The following is a 14,361-nucleotide window of genomic DNA, read 5'->3' on the forward strand; positions in this document are numbered from 1 at the left end:
AGTATGAAGCTTGGGGGCGGGAAACCGTCCCCGAGTTTTTTACGCTATGGCTCGCTGTCGGAGGCGCGGTCGCGCACCGCCCAGGCAAACACAACCGCCCCGACAACTGCGCCTATCACACTGCCAACCGTCACGTCGCCCGCGAGCGCGTGCGGCAGGCCGTCGCCAATCACGCCGCCGATGAGGCCGCCAAACGCCCCTGCAAACACTGATGCGTTGGCGTTCGGGCGATAGGCGCGCCGGCGCGGGCCAGCCCCAATGAGTACGGCGATCACTGCGCCCAGCAATGCCCAGATGATATAGCTCACAGCAGCCCCCTGATCGTCACTCGTACGGCTGTTCCACATCCCTTGCGGGCTTCGCGCAAGAATACCATACGCGCCTGCTTCTGCCAAAACAAAAGCGAAGGGCGTTTCCCTTCGCTTTTGTATATGTTTTCCGCGCACAGCGCGGAAAACATATACATGGATCGAGTGCGACCAGCGTACGTAGTGCGTTTCTCGTTTTCGCCTTCTATTCCCTTCGCGCCTTTGTGTCTTTGTGGCAGAAATAGCCACTACGCGGCCCAGCGGCGCGCAATCTCGACGCATGCGGCCACGGCTTTGTCCATTACGCGGCCCAGCGGCGCGCAATCTCGACGCATGCGGCCACGGCTTTGTCCATGTCTTGCACGCTCACCCATTCGAGCGGGCCGTGGATGTTTTGCATGCCGGTGAACAGGTTGGGCGTCAGCAGGCCGCGCTCGGTGAGCTTGGAACCGTCGGTGCCGCCGCGAATTGGCGGGGAAAACGGCTCGATGCCAATCGCCTGGTAGGCGGCTTTCGCCACTTCGACCGGGCGCATGTCGTCTTCCAGCCAGTAGCGCATGTTGCGGTACTGTGGCGTGATGGTGCAGGAAATACGCGCGCGCGGCTCGCCGGCCTGAATGGCGGCGCAAATTGCTTTCACCAGCTCGCCGTGGCTCGCCAGCTTGTCGCGCTCGAAGTCGCGCAGGATCATGCCGATTTCGGCCTGCGCCGCCGTGCCACGCATCTGGTACACGTGCACAAAGCCTTCGCGGTCCTGCGTGGTTTCGGGCGTGCGCGTGTGCTGCGGCAGCATGTCGACAATTTTGGCGGCCAGGTGCAGTGCGTTCACCAGCTTGCCAAACGCATCACCCGGGTGCGTCGAAACGCCCGTGACCGAAACCACTGCCTTGTCGGCCGAAAAGGTTTCGTACACCAGCTCGCCAACCTCCGCGCCATCGAGCGTATAGGCATACTCGACATCAAGCTCGTCCAGCTCGATGCTGTTGATGCCTGTGCCGATTTCTTCATCAATCGTGAAGCAGACGCGAACCTCGCCGTGCGGAATCTCGGGGTGGGCCAGCAGCCGCGCCGCCATCGTCATGATGATCGCCACGCCGGCCTTGTCGTCGGCTCCCAGCAGCGTGGTGCCGCTGGCGGTGATGATATCCTCGCCAATTTTGCCGGCCAGGTAGGCGTTGTCTTCGGCGCGCAGCACCTGCTCAGGGTCGTCGGGCAGCGCGATTGGCGCGCCATCCCAGGCGCGATGCACAATGGGCTCCACGCCAGTGGCGTTGAAGGCTGGCGCCGTATCGACATGCGCCAGAAACGCCACGCGCGGAACGTCGCCGCTGATTGTGGCCGGGATGGTGCCGATCACAAAGCCATTTTTCGTCAGGCGCACATCGGCAGCGCCCAGCGCGGCCAGCTCCTGCTGAAGCATATGCTGGAGATCAAGCTGAATGCTGGTGCTTGGCACCTCGGCAGATTCTTCATTGCTCTGCGTGTCGACACGGACATAGCGCAGAAAACGCTCCTCAAGCGCGGAAATCGAGTCAGTCATCGCCAAACCTCTCTTTGCACGGTATACTGCCGTATTGTAGCACTTCTTGTTCCTTAGCCCGCCGCGCCAATCTGGTATAATCGCGCCATGCTGACGATTGAACTGCTTGGGCCGCCCCAGGTGTCCCTGAACAATCAAACACTGAGCATTCCGCGCCGCAAAAGCCGCGCGCTGTTGTTCTACCTGGCGGCCAACTCCACGCCCGTGCTGCGCGACCAGATCCTGGCGCTGCTGTGGCCCGATCACGACCGCGCCGCCGCCCAGCAGGTGCTGCGCACCACGGTGTACGGCCTGCGCAAGCAGCTTGGCGACGCGCTCGTCACCACCGACGATAGTCTGGCGCTCGCCCCCAGCACCGCCGTCGATCTGCGGCGCTTCGAGCAGCAGGTTGTCGCTACAAACGGCAATGGCGAAACGACCGAGCCGCTAGCTGCAGCCATGGCGCTGTATCGTGGCGAATTTCTGGCCGGCTTCAGCGTGGCCGATGCCGAAGCGTTCGAGCAGTGGATGCTTGGGCTGCGCGAGCGCTGCATCCAGCTGGCTTTGCGCGGCTACAGCTTGCTGGCAATGCGCTACGAAGCCCAGCGCGATTTTGCCGCCGCCCGCGACGCGCTGGCCCGCGCAATCGAGCTAAACCCATTGCAGGAAGATATTCAGCGCGCCGCCATGCGGATCGATTTTTTTGCGGGCGACCGCGCTGGCGCAATTCGGCGCTACGAGCACCTGCGCCGCCTGCTGGACGACGAGCTGGGCGTGCCGCCGCTGGAAGAAACGCGCGCGCTCTACGACGCGATTATCACCGACACGATGGCGCCAATTGCGCCCAGCACGCCCAGCGCTGCAGCTGCCGCGCCGCCAACCGCGCGCCCGCAGCCGGGCGGGCTGCCCTTCACCGGGCGCGTTGCCGAGCGGGAAAAGCTTGGCACGCTGGCAAGCACGCACCGCCTCGGCCTGATCGAGGGCGACACGGGCATTGGCAAAACGCGCCTGGCCGAAGAATTTCTGCACAGCTTTCAGGGCCTGGTGCTGGTGGGCCACGCGCACGAACTGGAGCAGGCGCTGCCCTACCAGCCGGTGATCGAGGCGCTGCGCGAGCTGCTTCGCCGGCCCGACTGGCCGCAGCTGCGCGCAGAGGCCGCGCTGCCGCAGGTGTGGCGCGCCGAGCTGGCCCGCCTGCTGCCCGAGCTTCAGGACGAAAGCCAGCCCGCCGAACCCAGCCCGCACACCACCAACGAGTCGCGGCTGTGGGAAGCCGTGAGCCAGCTGCTGCTCGGCCTGGCGCGCGGGCGGGCGCTGGCCCTGCTGTTTGACGACCTGCACTGGGCCGACGCGTCGACGCTGGCCTTGCTTGGCTATCTGGTGCGCCAGCCGGCACACGCCACCATCACCTTTCTTGCCACCACCCGCCCGATCACGCCGCGCACGCAGCTTGCCACGCTGGTGCAAACGCTCACCCGCGAAGGGCGCATTGTGCGCCTGCCGCTGGGCCGCCTGGCCGAGCACGAGACGTTTGAGCTGGCGCAGCACTTCAGCCCGCGCTACGCCTACCCGCTGGCCGAATGGCTCACACGCAATGCCGACGGCAGCCCGTATATTCTGGCCGAACTGCTGCGCTACGCCAGCGATCATCACCTGCTGCTGCCCGACGGCACGCTCAACCTCTCGCTGCTGTCTAGCTCGCCGGTTGTGCCGGGCACGGTGTACAGCCTGTTGCAGGCGCGTCTGGCTGGCCTTTCCGATGCGGCGCGGCGCGTGGTAGATGTTGGCGTGGCCGTGGGCAGTGAGTTCGATCTTGAGCTGGTGACGCAAGCTGCCGGGCTGCCCGAGCCAGCCGTGCTCGACGCGCTCGACGAGCTGCTGGCGAGCCGGATCGTGCTGCCGCAGGAAGGGTTGCGCTACCGTTTCGACCACCCGCTTACCATGGAAGTGGCCTACCGTGAGGTTGGCGAAGCGCGCCACCGCGCCCTGCACCGCGCAGTTGGCGAAGCACTGGAACGGCTCCACGCCAAAGATATCGATAGCTATGCCGGCCTGATCGCGTCGCACCTTGCCGAAGGCAACGCGCCCGAGCGCGCCGCGCACTATGCCCGGCTGGCGGGCCACCGCGCCGCTGCCCTTTCGGCCTGGGCCGAGGCGATTGCCTTCTACCAGCAGGCCCTCGCCGGTGCCGACGAAGCCAGCCGGCTTGAGATTTCGCTGGCGCTCGGCACTGCCTACCTCAACTCTGGCGCGCCCGCCCAGGCCGCCGACGAATTGCGCACCGCCATCGCCCTGGCCGAGCAGCGCAAGGATTGCGCGACCGCCGACCAGGCGCGCTTACACCTCATCAATGCCATGATCGCCCAGGCGCGCTTTGCCGAAGCAATTGCGACCGCCCGCCAGGTTATCGAACACGGCGAGGCCAGCAGTAGCATCAGCGCCGGGCTGGGCTGGGCCACCGCGCTTTCAATCGAAGGTGCCGACCTTGCGGGCGCGGCGCAGCGCCTGCACACCCTGCTCGACAGCCCGCCCGTGCCACCCACCCGCGAGCAGCTCGCCCACATTCATTTCGAGCTTGGCAGCATTGCCGCGCAGCAGGGCAACCTGCATGAAGCGATTGAGCGCTACCGCGCCTCGCTGGCGCTGGCCGAGCAAGACCCGCCTGAGATGTTGCAGTACATTCTGTCGCTCAACAACCTCGCCTACCACATGCTGCTGAATGGCGACACTTCGGGCGCGCACTACGCCGAGCGCGGCCTTGCGCTGGTGCGCGAATATGGCATGATCAACTTCCAGCCCTACCTGCACTCCACGCTGGGCGAGATCGCGCTCGCCCGCCTTGAGCTCGATGAGGCCGAGCGGCAGTTCAACCAGGGGCTGGAGCTGGCCGACCGCCTGAATGTGCGTGAGCGTATTGCCGGCCTCAATGCCAACCTGGGCTTGCTCGCCATTGCGCGCGGCCAGCCCACCCGTGCCGTGCACCGGCTCGCCACCGCGCAGGCCCAGGCCGACGCGCTTGGCACCAACCACCTCGCCGCCCAGATCCGCATCTGGCTGGCCCCGCTGCTGCAACCCGACGAAGCACGCGAAGCGCTAACCGAAGCACGCGCCATCGCCGAAAGCGGCGGGCGCAAGCACCTGCTGGCCGAAATCGACGAGCTGGAGGCGCAGCTTCCGCCCGTGGCGTAGGCGCCGCACTCCTCATTTCCGACGACTGACCACCGACGACAGACGACCAACCACACGCTGGTCGTCTGTTGTGATGCCAAATTCCAGCCATATCTGCGTCATCTGTGGATTATTTTGTGGCAATCTCGCCTGTATTCAAAAGATCAAAAATCTGTTTACGCTCTTGTTCACGCTGGCGTCACGCCGGGCTAGTATAGTGTTCTCAGACGAGCGACACACGGGTGCCGCGAAACAAATAAGGAGCACTTCAATGGCTTGGCAGATTGATACGTCCCACTCGAGCGTCCAGTTTTCGGTTCGCCACATGATGATTTCGACGGCGCGCGGCGTGTTCGAGCGCTTCAGCGGCACGGTCGACGCCGACGAGAACAACCCCACCGCGGCGAAGGTGAATGTCCAGATCGAGACCGCCAGCGTCAACACCCGCGACGAGAAGCGCGACGGCCACCTGCGCTCGCCCGACTTCTTCGACAGCGAGAACTTCCCGTACATGACCTTTGTCAGCAAGCGTGTCGAGCAGACCGACGGCGAGCATGGCAAGCTGATTGGCGACCTGACGATCAAGGACGTGACGCGCGAGGTTGTGCTCGATTTCGAGTACGCCGGCCAGAGCAAGAGCCCGTGGGGCACCACCAGCGCGGGCTTCAGCGCCGAGACCAAGATCAACCGCAAGGACTGGAACCTGAACTGGAACGTGGCCCTCGAGACCGGCGGCTGGCTGGTGGCCGACGAAGTCAAGATCCACATCGAACTTGAGCTGGTGAAGACCGTCGAGCAGCCCGCCGAGGCCGCCGCCACCGCGTAACAGCGGCCCCAGGCTCCGACGCCCAATGCAGAGCGCGACCCCATTCTGGCCCCGGCCAGTGTGCGGGCGCGCTCTTTGCTTGTAGATGTTATTGTTTTGGGCTTACGCAGTTGCGTTAGTTGGCATATCAATGCTGTACTTTTGCCTGCGGCAGCAAGGTAGAAACCATCTTTTTGTGTGCAATTGTTCCGCGCTACGCGCGGAACAATTGCACACAAAGAAAAAAATCGAGTACCACTCTGCCGAAGGCTGAGAAAGCCAACTGCGTAAGTCCTGTAAAAATAAATTTCGAAGAGAAGCGAGAGAAAAGAACCATGCAACCAATTCACATCCTCGGCATTGCGGGCAGCCTGCGCCGCGCCTCGTGGAATGCCGGCCTGCTGCGCGCGGCTGGCGAGCTGCTGCCCGCTGGCGTGACGCTTGAGGTATTCGACCTCGCGCCGCTGCCGTTCTACAACCAGGACATCGACAACCCCGAGCAGATTCCTGCCGCCGCCCGCGAGCTGCGCGAAAAAGTGCGTGCCGCCGATGCGCTCCTTTTCGCCACGCCCGAGTACAACCACTCCATCCCGGCGGTGCTGAAAAACGCGATCGACTGGGCCTCGCGCCCGGTGAACGACTCGGCGCTGAGCGGCAAGCCCGGCGCGATCATGGGCGCGGGCGGCATGTTTGGCACCGTGCGCGCGCAGCAGCACCTGCGCCAAATCTTGAACGCCACTGGCGTACACACGCTTGGCCGCCCCGACGTGCTGGTGATGCGCAGCCGCGAGAAATTCGATGCCGAGGGCAACCTGACCGACGAAGCCACCCGCGAGCAGGTTGCGGCACAGCTTGTGGCGCTGGCAGCCTGGACACGGCGGCTGCGCGGCGAGTAGGCAATTGGCGCTCCACGCGTGATGCGCTACAATGCGGGCGTACGCACTATGTGGAGAACTGCGGTGTCAGACGAACAGCTCACCCCCCGGCGCGACCCACGCGAAGAAACGATCGAGCGCGCGCTGGCCAGCGCAATTTCGCCCGAAGGCCGCGCCGAAGCCCGCCGCCTGATAGCGGAATGTGGCTCGCCCGTCGTGGCGGCGCGTGAGGTCTTTCTGGCCTATGCCGAAGCCGCCGAGGCCAGCGACCCGCGCCGCGCGGTTGCGTGCCAGGCGGGCTGCTGGTTCTGCTGCGTCACGCCGGTCGCGGTGACAGTGTTTGAAGCGGCGATGGTGCTTTCGGCGGTGCTGACGCTGCCCGAAGCGCAGCAGCAGCGGATTCGTGAACGGCTGGAGGCGCGGGTTGCCGCGCAGGATGCGGCGCTGGCGGGCGCGCCCGATTCGCGAGCGAGGTTTTTGCAACGCTGCCCGCTGCTCAACGATTCGGGCGAGTGCAGTGTGTACGAAGCGCGCCCGCTGGCCTGCCGCTCGCTGCTTTCGAGCGACGCCGACCGCTGCCGACGCCACTTCCTCGAAAACGACCCCGGCAGCCCGCAGGAGCCGCCCTTCACACTTAGCAACAACGCTGCGCTGGTTGGCGTGCCGCAGCTGATGGTGACGCTCAGCGAAGGCCGGCTCGACCACTACCCGAGCTACGAACTCGGCTCGGCGCTGCACATGCTCTGGGCCGAACCAGTGAGCTTTGCCGCGTGGCAGCGCGGCGCGCGTTTTGCCCGCGATGGCATGCCGCGCATGGCCGAGGGGCAGGAAATCTTCCCCGCGCCCGAAGACCTGCCGCTTGGCCCGCCCGAGTAGCGCGGGAAAGCCTAAAAAATCCACAGATTACGCAGATGACGCAGATTTGGCTTTTACAAGACGCAAAATCTGCGCAATCTGCGTAATCTGTGGATCACCTTCTCTGGTTCGAATTGCGCTACGCTTCCGGGCGCGGCATCGTCAGCGGCACCAGCCCGGCCTCGATCTCGGCGCGGCGTGCTTCCAGCCAGGGCGCGAGAATCAGCTGCTCGCCCAGGTGCGCCATGTCCTCGTCGCGATCAAAGCCCGGCCCGTCGGTCGCCAGCTCGAACAGCGCGCCGCCCGGCTCCTTGAAGTACACCGAGCGAAACCAGAAGCGATCAATCTGCTCGGTTGGCTTGCGACCAGCGCGCTCGACCGCATCGTGAAGCGCCATTTCCTCAGCGTCGTCGCGCATGCGCCATGCGACATGATGCACCGTGCCCGCGCCCACAATCCCGCGTGGCGCATCGGGCATCTCTTTTATGTCAATTATTTTTCCCGAGCCGCCACCTTCCACGCCATAACGGTGCCAGCCATCTTCCACGCCCAGCAGCGCAAAGCCCATCTGCTCGGTTAGAAGGTGCGCGGTTGGCGCAAGCTCGCGCTGCCACATGCGCACGGCGTGCATGCCGCGCAGCTGGTGCTCGGCCGGCACTGCGCTCGCTTTCCACGGTACAATTGTGCGCGGCGCAGCCGTTTCCACCAGCGCCAGGCACAGCCCGTCAGGGTCGGTGAAGGGCAGCGTGGCCTCGCCAAAGCGCGTTTCGGCCGGCCCACACGCCACGCCCGCACGCTCCAGCCGCGCCTGCCAGTACGGCAGACTGCCGGCAGGCACCGCAAACGGCACCTCGACCGTCAGGCCAATACCGACGCGGCCGGGCGTTGGCGCAATATCGGGCCAGGGGAAAAAGGTAATATCGGTGCCGGGCGAGCCTTCTTCGTCGGCGTAAAACAGGTGATAAATCTGCGGCACATCCTGATTAACCGTCTTCTTCACCAGGCGCAAACCCAGCACGCCCACATAGAAATCGAGATTCTGCTGCGCATCGCTGGCAACAACCGTCACGTGGTGGATGCCGTGCACCGTGGTGCTCATAAACGCTCCTTACGCAACTATTAGGCACAATTCATTTTGCATTTACATTCGCGCGCTACCCTGCGGAGGGAAATCAAAGAAGATTGCAGGAGGTGAACCATGCAGCACAGAAATGAGCAGCCGATTGAGCTGATGACGCCAGCGTCCCGCCTGCGCGCGCGCCTGCCACGCATCGCCTGGCTGTGCTGGGCCGCGCTCGTCGCCGCCACCGGGTATATAAGCTGGCAGATCGATCAGCAGGCCGGGCGGCCATTCAACCCGCTTGGCACCGGCATTCACTGCACGCTTGCCGCCCTGCTTGGGCTGCTTTTGCTGACGTGGCTGGAAGTGCGGCTCACTGGCGGGCTCGACGCCTGAATTTACGGGTATGCAAAGGCCCGCGCCTGACGCTCTGGCGCGGGCCTTTGTGTGCAAAACTGCTTACAGATCTTCCGGCCCGCGTGTGTTCATCGCGGTGCTAAACACAAGGTAGGCGAGCACGGCCAACGGCAGCAGAACCACACCAGCCGGGATCAAGAAGCGGAGATTCAGAAACATGTCCATGTCGACCCTCCAAGGCTTCAGAAACGGCGCAGCCAGATTGTTGGGGAAAGATGCCGTTATTGTAGCACAGTTCGCGAAGTACGCTGCGGGCGCGCTACTGGCGCGGCGCCAGCTGCGGCGCAGGCGCAAAGGCCTTGCCAAGATCGCGCTCCAGGCGCGGGTAGACAGCCACAAACGCCGCCACGCCCACCAGCATGCCGGTGATCATGCGCAGCCAGAAGTTGGGCGTCCCAATCGCGTCGCCGCCGCCGCGCCAGCCCAGCCCAAACACATCGTCGATCAGGTGCGAGCCGCCGTCGAGCAGCATGGGCAGCAGCAGCAAGCCGGCAATCTTCAACGAAGCAGGGCGCACCCAGCGACGCGCCAGCGCGAACAAGAGGCCCGCCACCACAATCGCGGTGTACATCGCGGCGCAGCGGTGGCAAAACGCCACCTGATGGCCGTAGCAGAAAAACGAGCGCTCGGGCAGCTGGTGGCAGAGCGGCGTATAGATGCGGAACAGCAGCTCGCCCAGCAGCGGATGCCCGGTTGCTTTGGCCAGCGGCGAAAGCCAGGGCAGCCCGGCATACAGCGCCGCGCCGCTGTTCAGCAGCAGCAGCCAGTGCCGCCCGGCCCAGTTGACGGCAGTATCGAGGCGTGCGGGCGCGGAAAAGAGCTGATGTTCGGCCATTGGACGTTCCTTCGCGGCATGGGCGATGCGCAGACAAGCACAACATTCTGTGCCATAATACCACAAACGATCCGCCGCTTGGGAATGGCATACATGAAACGCATTCTTCTGGCTGCCGCGCTGCTGCTTGTTGCTTTGAGCGCCTGGCTGCGCCCGGAATGGTGGGCGCCAGTGTGGCGCACGCTCAACGCCGACTCGATCGCAGCAATTGCCGCCTATGTGCGCAGCTTTGGCCTGTGGGCGCCAGCGATTAGCCTGCTGTTGATGGTGCTCCAATCGGTGATCGCGCCGCTGCCCGGTTCGCTGATCGCCACAACCAATGGCGTGGTGTTTGGCCTGTGGTGGGGAACGCTGCTCTCGTGGCTTGGCGGGCTGCTTGGCGCAACCGTAAGCTTCTGGCTGGCGCGCTTGCTCGGCCACGATCTGGTTGCGCGCTGGTTCGGGCATGGCCGCCTCGAGCGCATCGACGCGATTGGCGCGCGGCAGGGCTTCTGGGTGATTTTGATTGCGCGGCTTACGCCAATCGTATCGTTCGACCTGATTAGCTATCTGGCCGGGCTGAGCAGCATTTCTTTCCCGCGCTTTATGCTGGCGACCGCCGTGGGCATGCTGCCGGGCACCTTCGCCTGGACGGCGCTCGGCCATGATCTGCTGCTGGCACAGACAACGACCTGGCGGCTGTCGCTGTTTGCGCTCTTTGCCGTGCTGGCAACCGTCGCTGGCCTGTGGTGGCAGCGGCGCATCGCCCGCCCAACGGCTACACAAGATACGTAAGCCTCAAAAATCTTCCGTGTCGGGCGGCGCGGCGAGCGCCTGGCCCCACGCAAGCTCTTTTACGGCGCGAAATGCGGCGCGGTGGCGCTTCAGCGCGCGCACGGTCGCAACCCCCTCCACCGAGGAAACTTGCGCCTCGGCATACGCTTTGTTGCTCGTTGGCTCGCGGATCACGCGGCCCCAGATTGGCGCGGTCGGGGCGAAGCGCGCCAGCGCGGCATAGGCGAACTTGCTGTCTTCCCAGGGCGAAGGCGCGCCACGCGCACGGCGCTGGAATGCCGGCCGCTGCAAGCGCTGCGGGAAATGACACCAGTCGTTTTCGAGCGGGCAGGGCCGGTCGTGGGCGCACGGCGCGACCGTCTGCGCGCCCTCGGCCAGCAGGGCATCGCGGGCGGCGCGCACAACCTCAAAAGCCGCCGCCGTACCCGGCTCGACGATCAGCAGCACGCCAGCGGTCGCGGCCCACGCCTGCGCAACCACCTGCTGCCGCAGCTGCGGCTCCAGTTCATTCAGGACATGCCCAATGATCACAAGGTCGTAGCGCGCCGTGGATGCAAACTGCTGAAGGTTGCCGCGCTCCCAGTGTGCGGCGCGCAGCGCGGAATGGGTGCTGGTACGTGCCAGCGTGCGCCCCAGGCCGATCAGCGCCGGCTCGCGCTCGCAGGCGGTGGCGCTAGCCAATTCGGGGAATTGCGCGCTGGCCGCCCACAGCGCCGTGCCCGGCCCGCTGCCCAGGTCGAGCAGCGTCGCAGGCGACCAGCCCGGCAGGCGCGCGGCAGTGGCGGCCAGCGCGCCGCGCAGCTGCGCATAAGTGGCGGGCAGCACCAGCGCAGCATAGCCCAGCGCCTGCATGTCGCCGCTTGCCAGCGGCTGCGCGCCTTCGCGTGGCCCACGGTAACGCTCGCTCAGCTCCTGCGCGGCGCGCACCCAGCGCTCGGCAGGAACCGCCGCCAGCGCCTGCTCGATTGCACCGCGCAGATCGTTGGGCAGTTCGAGGATGGACAGGAGCTCGGGATGCTCGCTCATGGCGCGTTCGCCAGCGTTGGAGCAAGCGTTGGTGTTGGCGTATCCAGCAGCGGCGCGGGCGTGAGCGTTTCGGTTGGGGTTTCGGTTGGCGTTGGCGTTGCCGTGTCGGTTGGCGTCTCTGTCGGCGTTTCGGTTGGCGTATCGGTCGGCGTCGAAGACACAGTCGCCGTCGCGCTCCCAAGCGGCGACGGCGACCCGACGGTGGCGCTCGGCGCCGTCGTAGGCTCAGTTGTTGGCACATCGGTGGGCGGCGAGGTCGCAGTTGGGGTTATGATTTCGGTGGCCGTTGGTTCAAGCGTCGGAATATCAGTTGGCACAACCACGTCTGTTGGCGTTTCGCTCGGCGGCACCGGCGTGTCGGGCAGTGGCGGCACTGGGGTGTCAACCACTGGCGGGGCGGTCGGGCGCAGCGTTGGCTCGGCTGGCGCATCGGTTGCCAGGGCCGGCGCAGTTGCCGGCTCGGGGCTGGGCGCTTCGGTGGGTGAGGGCGTGAGTGTTGGCGTCGTGGAAGGCAATATCGGCTGAAGCGTGGGCACCTCACCAGTTGGTTGCGGCACCGGGCTCGCGCCAGTATTGAACGTGCGCAGCAGCACAAGCACCAGAATGATGAACAAGCCACCCAGCACGCCCGCCACAATCCACGAGCTGGTTGGCGTACCGCCGCTCCCTGCGAGGGGCGCACTCCGCGCGCCCGAGCGAGCCGCCAGGGCAGGTTCTTCATAGAGCGGCGGCGGCGGCAGCGATGCTTCGCGCTGGCGTTGGGCTACGGGCGTGGCGCGGGTTGGCGCGTCGGCCAGGGGCTGCGGGCGCGGGCGCACCGAACCGATCTGCGTTGGCACAGCCGGGTCGAGCTGCGGCACAGGCGGTGGCGGCGGCATGGCTGGCGCAGGCACGCCGGCTGGCGTCTGGCCGCGCCCGAGCGACACCGTGAGCTGCCCGGACGACGAGTTGCGCGGCACGGCCAGATCGGCCAGATCGGCCAGCGACGCGGCGGGCGTGCCATATTTGCGCGCCACCACGCGCATGCCCTCAACAAAGGCCGCGCCCGTGGCGAAGCGATTTTCCGGGCGCTTGGCCAGAATGCGCCCAAGCACCAGATCCAGCTCGGGCGGCTGGCGCGGGTCGATCGACGAGGGCGGCGGCGGGGCTTTCTGGGCGTGCGCGACAATCAGCTGCGGCGTTGCGCCCGAAAACGGCACCGCGCCAGTGACAATTTCGTAGGTGGCAATGCCAAGCGAATACAGGTCGCTGCGGCCATCGACGCGCTGGGCGGAGGCCTGCTCGGGCGAAATATATTCGGGCGTGCCCATGAAAATGCCGGTGCGCGTGAGCCGCTGGCCGTCGCCCGCGCCCTCGGGCGCCTGCGCAATGCCGAAATCAGTGAGCAGCACGCGCCCTTCGACATCGATCATCACGTTTTGCGGCTTGACATCGCGGTGCACCGCGCCCTGGCTGTGCGCGTAATCGAGCGCCGCCGCCACCGGCCCAACGATTGCAATCGCGTAGCCCAGGCCCAGCGCGCCGCGCTCCTCGATGATCGCATGAAGCGTGCGCCCGCGCACAAACTCCATGGCAATATAGCGCAGGTTGTTGTGCTCGCCAACATCGTAGATCGTCACGATATTCGCGTGCCGCAAATTCGCCGCCGTCACCGCCTCGCGCTCGAAGCGCTGCGCGAACTCGGGATCGACCGCAAGCTGCGGCGCAAGCACTTTCAGCGCCACAGTGCGCTTGAGCTGTGTATCGAGCGCGCGATACACACGGGCCATGCCGCCGCGCCCGATCTCCTCTTGAACCAGATAACGGCCCAAGTGCTGGCCGACCAGGTGTGTCAACGAGGACTCCCGAATAGTAAGGTAGTAAGCAGTATGCAGTGAACCGACCGGTGTGGCGATCGGCGGGCTGCTGGCTGCCGACTAGAAGAAACGTCTGGTATTTTCGCCAGCCTGATGGTATAATCCTTGACAAGTTACAGCGATTGTACCATATTGCGCGCCGGATTCAAAGCTGCGCAGATGCCCATCCTGAGGAGTGCTCCATGCAGCCAAACCCTGCACCGCTCCTGGTAATTCGACGTCAGGACGCCAGCCCAACCGAAATTGAGTGGGATAAACCAGTTCTTAGCCTTGGCCGCGACAGCGCAAACGATATTATTATCGATCACCCGCTGGCGTCGCGCCGCCATGCCCGCCTCGAACGCGACGAGAGCGGCTACATTGTGCGCGATCTCGAAAGCACCAATGGCACCTATGTGAACGGCGACCGGATCGAAGGCACGCGCCCGCTGCGCAACCAGGATCGCGTGTGGGTCGCCGACACCGAAATTATTTTCAACGACCCCGAGGCCACGCAGAAAGGCCCGCTGCCGCTCGAAATCCTCAAGCGCGTGCGCGCCGCTGAAGAAGGGCTGCGGATCGACAGCCGCGCCAAGGAAGTGTACATTCTTGGCAAGCTGCTCGCGCCGCCGCTGACTGTCAAGGAATTTCAGCTGCTCGAGCTGCTGTACTCGCACAAGGGCCAGGTGATCAGCAAAGACGAGATCGCCCAGAATGTGTGGGACTACGAAGTGTACGATTACAATGCGATCGACGCGCTGGTGTACCGCCTGCGCCAGCGCATCGAGGACGACCCGGGCAACCCGCGCTACTTGGTCACGGTGCGTGGGTTTGGCTACAAACTCACCGCGCCGGGCGAATAAGTGCGGGCATCGGCGGGGCAT

Annotated in this window: 14 protein-coding genes; 7 read left to right on the forward strand and 7 right to left on the reverse strand. The window is 65.1% G+C overall.

Annotated features, from left to right (window positions below; genetic code table 11):
- Positions 1-44 precede the first annotated feature (44 nt).
- Entirely contained in the window at positions 45-308 is a 264-nt protein-coding gene (locus M1P90_RS09600; protein ID WP_483702394.1) for a hypothetical protein, read from the reverse strand.
- Between the two features lie 301 nt (positions 309-609).
- Complete coding sequence (pepT, locus tag M1P90_RS09605; RefSeq protein ID WP_483702395.1) at positions 610-1,848, reverse strand: peptidase T; 1,239 nt, start codon at positions 1,846-1,848, stop codon at positions 610-612.
- An 87-nt stretch (positions 1,849-1,935) separates the two neighbouring features.
- On the opposite strand from pepT, the gene M1P90_RS09610 reads away from it, so the two are divergent.
- The 4 genes from M1P90_RS09610 to M1P90_RS09625 all read left to right on the forward strand — a co-directional run bounded on the left by M1P90_RS09610 (position 1,936) and on the right by M1P90_RS09625 (position 7,551).
- Positions 1,936-5,016, forward strand: coding sequence for an ATP-binding protein (locus tag M1P90_RS09610; protein ID WP_483702396.1), 3,081 nt, complete (start codon positions 1,936-1,938; stop codon positions 5,014-5,016).
- Positions 5,017-5,266: 250 nt separating this feature from the next.
- Positions 5,267-5,821: a YceI family protein gene (locus M1P90_RS09615; RefSeq protein ID WP_483702397.1), complete on the forward strand. Its 555-nt coding sequence runs from the start codon at positions 5,267-5,269 to the stop codon at positions 5,819-5,821.
- Between the two features lie 314 nt (positions 5,822-6,135).
- Positions 6,136-6,696: an NADPH-dependent FMN reductase gene (locus M1P90_RS09620; protein WP_483702398.1), complete on the forward strand. Its 561-nt coding sequence runs from the start codon at positions 6,136-6,138 to the stop codon at positions 6,694-6,696.
- Between the two features lie 63 nt (positions 6,697-6,759).
- Positions 6,760-7,551 carry a YkgJ family cysteine cluster protein gene (locus tag M1P90_RS09625; RefSeq protein ID WP_483702399.1) on the forward strand — a complete coding sequence of 264 codons (792 nt, stop codon included), beginning with the start codon at positions 6,760-6,762 and terminating at the stop codon, positions 7,549-7,551.
- Positions 7,552-7,669: 118 nt separating this feature from the next.
- Here M1P90_RS09625 and M1P90_RS09630 read toward each other — a convergent pair whose 3' ends face one another.
- Positions 7,670-8,629, reverse strand: coding sequence for a ring-cleaving dioxygenase (locus M1P90_RS09630; protein ID WP_483702400.1), 960 nt, complete (start codon positions 8,627-8,629; stop codon positions 7,670-7,672).
- Between the two features lie 99 nt (positions 8,630-8,728).
- Here M1P90_RS09630 and M1P90_RS09635 point away from each other — a divergent pair, with 99 nt between their 5' ends.
- Positions 8,729-8,986, forward strand: coding sequence for a hypothetical protein (locus M1P90_RS09635; protein ID WP_483702401.1), 258 nt, complete (start codon positions 8,729-8,731; stop codon positions 8,984-8,986).
- A gap of 63 nt (positions 8,987-9,049) precedes the next feature.
- Here the strand turns inward: M1P90_RS09635 and M1P90_RS09640 are convergent, their stop codons facing one another.
- Together M1P90_RS09640 and M1P90_RS09645 are read right to left on the reverse strand one after the other, a co-directional pair.
- Positions 9,050-9,172, reverse strand: coding sequence for a hypothetical protein (locus M1P90_RS09640; RefSeq protein WP_483702402.1), 123 nt, complete (start codon positions 9,170-9,172; stop codon positions 9,050-9,052).
- A gap of 94 nt (positions 9,173-9,266) precedes the next feature.
- A complete protein-coding gene (locus M1P90_RS09645) occupies positions 9,267-9,842 on the reverse strand; it encodes a DUF2085 domain-containing protein (protein WP_483702403.1) in 576 nt (191 codons plus the stop codon).
- Between the two features lie 93 nt (positions 9,843-9,935).
- Here M1P90_RS09645 and M1P90_RS09650 point away from each other — a divergent pair, with 93 nt between their 5' ends.
- Positions 9,936-10,616 (forward strand): TVP38/TMEM64 family protein, encoded by a 681-nt coding sequence (locus tag M1P90_RS09650; protein WP_483702404.1) that lies wholly within the window; start codon positions 9,936-9,938, stop codon positions 10,614-10,616.
- A 3-nt stretch (positions 10,617-10,619) separates the two neighbouring features.
- Here the strand turns inward: M1P90_RS09650 and M1P90_RS09655 are convergent, their stop codons facing one another.
- On the reverse strand, positions 10,620-11,642 hold the full coding sequence (locus M1P90_RS09655) for a small ribosomal subunit Rsm22 family protein (protein ID WP_483702405.1): 1,023 nt from the start codon (positions 11,640-11,642) through the stop codon (positions 10,620-10,622).
- Positions 11,639-13,477 (reverse strand): serine/threonine-protein kinase, encoded by a 1,839-nt coding sequence (locus M1P90_RS09660; RefSeq protein ID WP_483702406.1) that lies wholly within the window; start codon positions 13,475-13,477, stop codon positions 11,639-11,641. Before M1P90_RS09660 ends, M1P90_RS09655 begins: the two co-directional genes overlap by 4 nt.
- 203 nt (positions 13,478-13,680) lie before the next feature.
- On the opposite strand from M1P90_RS09660, the gene M1P90_RS09665 reads away from it, so the two are divergent.
- Positions 13,681-14,340 (forward strand): winged helix-turn-helix domain-containing protein, encoded by a 660-nt coding sequence (locus M1P90_RS09665; RefSeq protein WP_483702407.1) that lies wholly within the window; start codon positions 13,681-13,683, stop codon positions 14,338-14,340.
- The last annotated feature ends 21 nt before the right edge of the window (positions 14,341-14,361 follow it).

It is taken from the genome of Kouleothrix sp. 19917, assembly GCF_057073505.1.

Excerpts from the sequence above, each read along its gene's own strand:
- pepT (WP_483702395.1), bottom strand. The coding sequence starts at position 1,848 with ATGACTGACTCGATTTCCGCGCTTGAGGAGCGTTTTCTGCGCTATGTC.
- M1P90_RS09610 (WP_483702396.1), top strand. The coding sequence starts at position 1,936 with ATGCTGACGATTGAACTGCTTGGGCCGCCCCAGGTGTCCCTGAACAAT.
- M1P90_RS09615 (WP_483702397.1), top strand. The coding sequence starts at position 5,267 with ATGGCTTGGCAGATTGATACGTCCCACTCGAGCGTCCAGTTTTCGGTT.
- M1P90_RS09620 (WP_483702398.1), top strand. The coding sequence starts at position 6,136 with ATGCAACCAATTCACATCCTCGGCATTGCGGGCAGCCTGCGCCGCGCC.
- M1P90_RS09630 (WP_483702400.1), bottom strand. The coding sequence starts at position 8,629 with ATGAGCACCACGGTGCACGGCATCCACCACGTGACGGTTGTTGCCAGC.
- M1P90_RS09635 (WP_483702401.1), top strand. The coding sequence starts at position 8,729 with ATGCAGCACAGAAATGAGCAGCCGATTGAGCTGATGACGCCAGCGTCC.
- M1P90_RS09640 (WP_483702402.1), bottom strand. The coding sequence starts at position 9,172 with ATGGACATGTTTCTGAATCTCCGCTTCTTGATCCCGGCTGGTGTGGTT.
- M1P90_RS09645 (WP_483702403.1), bottom strand. The coding sequence starts at position 9,842 with ATGGCCGAACATCAGCTCTTTTCCGCGCCCGCACGCCTCGATACTGCC.
- M1P90_RS09650 (WP_483702404.1), top strand. The coding sequence starts at position 9,936 with ATGAAACGCATTCTTCTGGCTGCCGCGCTGCTGCTTGTTGCTTTGAGC.
- M1P90_RS09655 (WP_483702405.1), bottom strand. The coding sequence starts at position 11,642 with ATGAGCGAGCATCCCGAGCTCCTGTCCATCCTCGAACTGCCCAACGAT.
- M1P90_RS09665 (WP_483702407.1), top strand. The coding sequence starts at position 13,681 with ATGCAGCCAAACCCTGCACCGCTCCTGGTAATTCGACGTCAGGACGCC.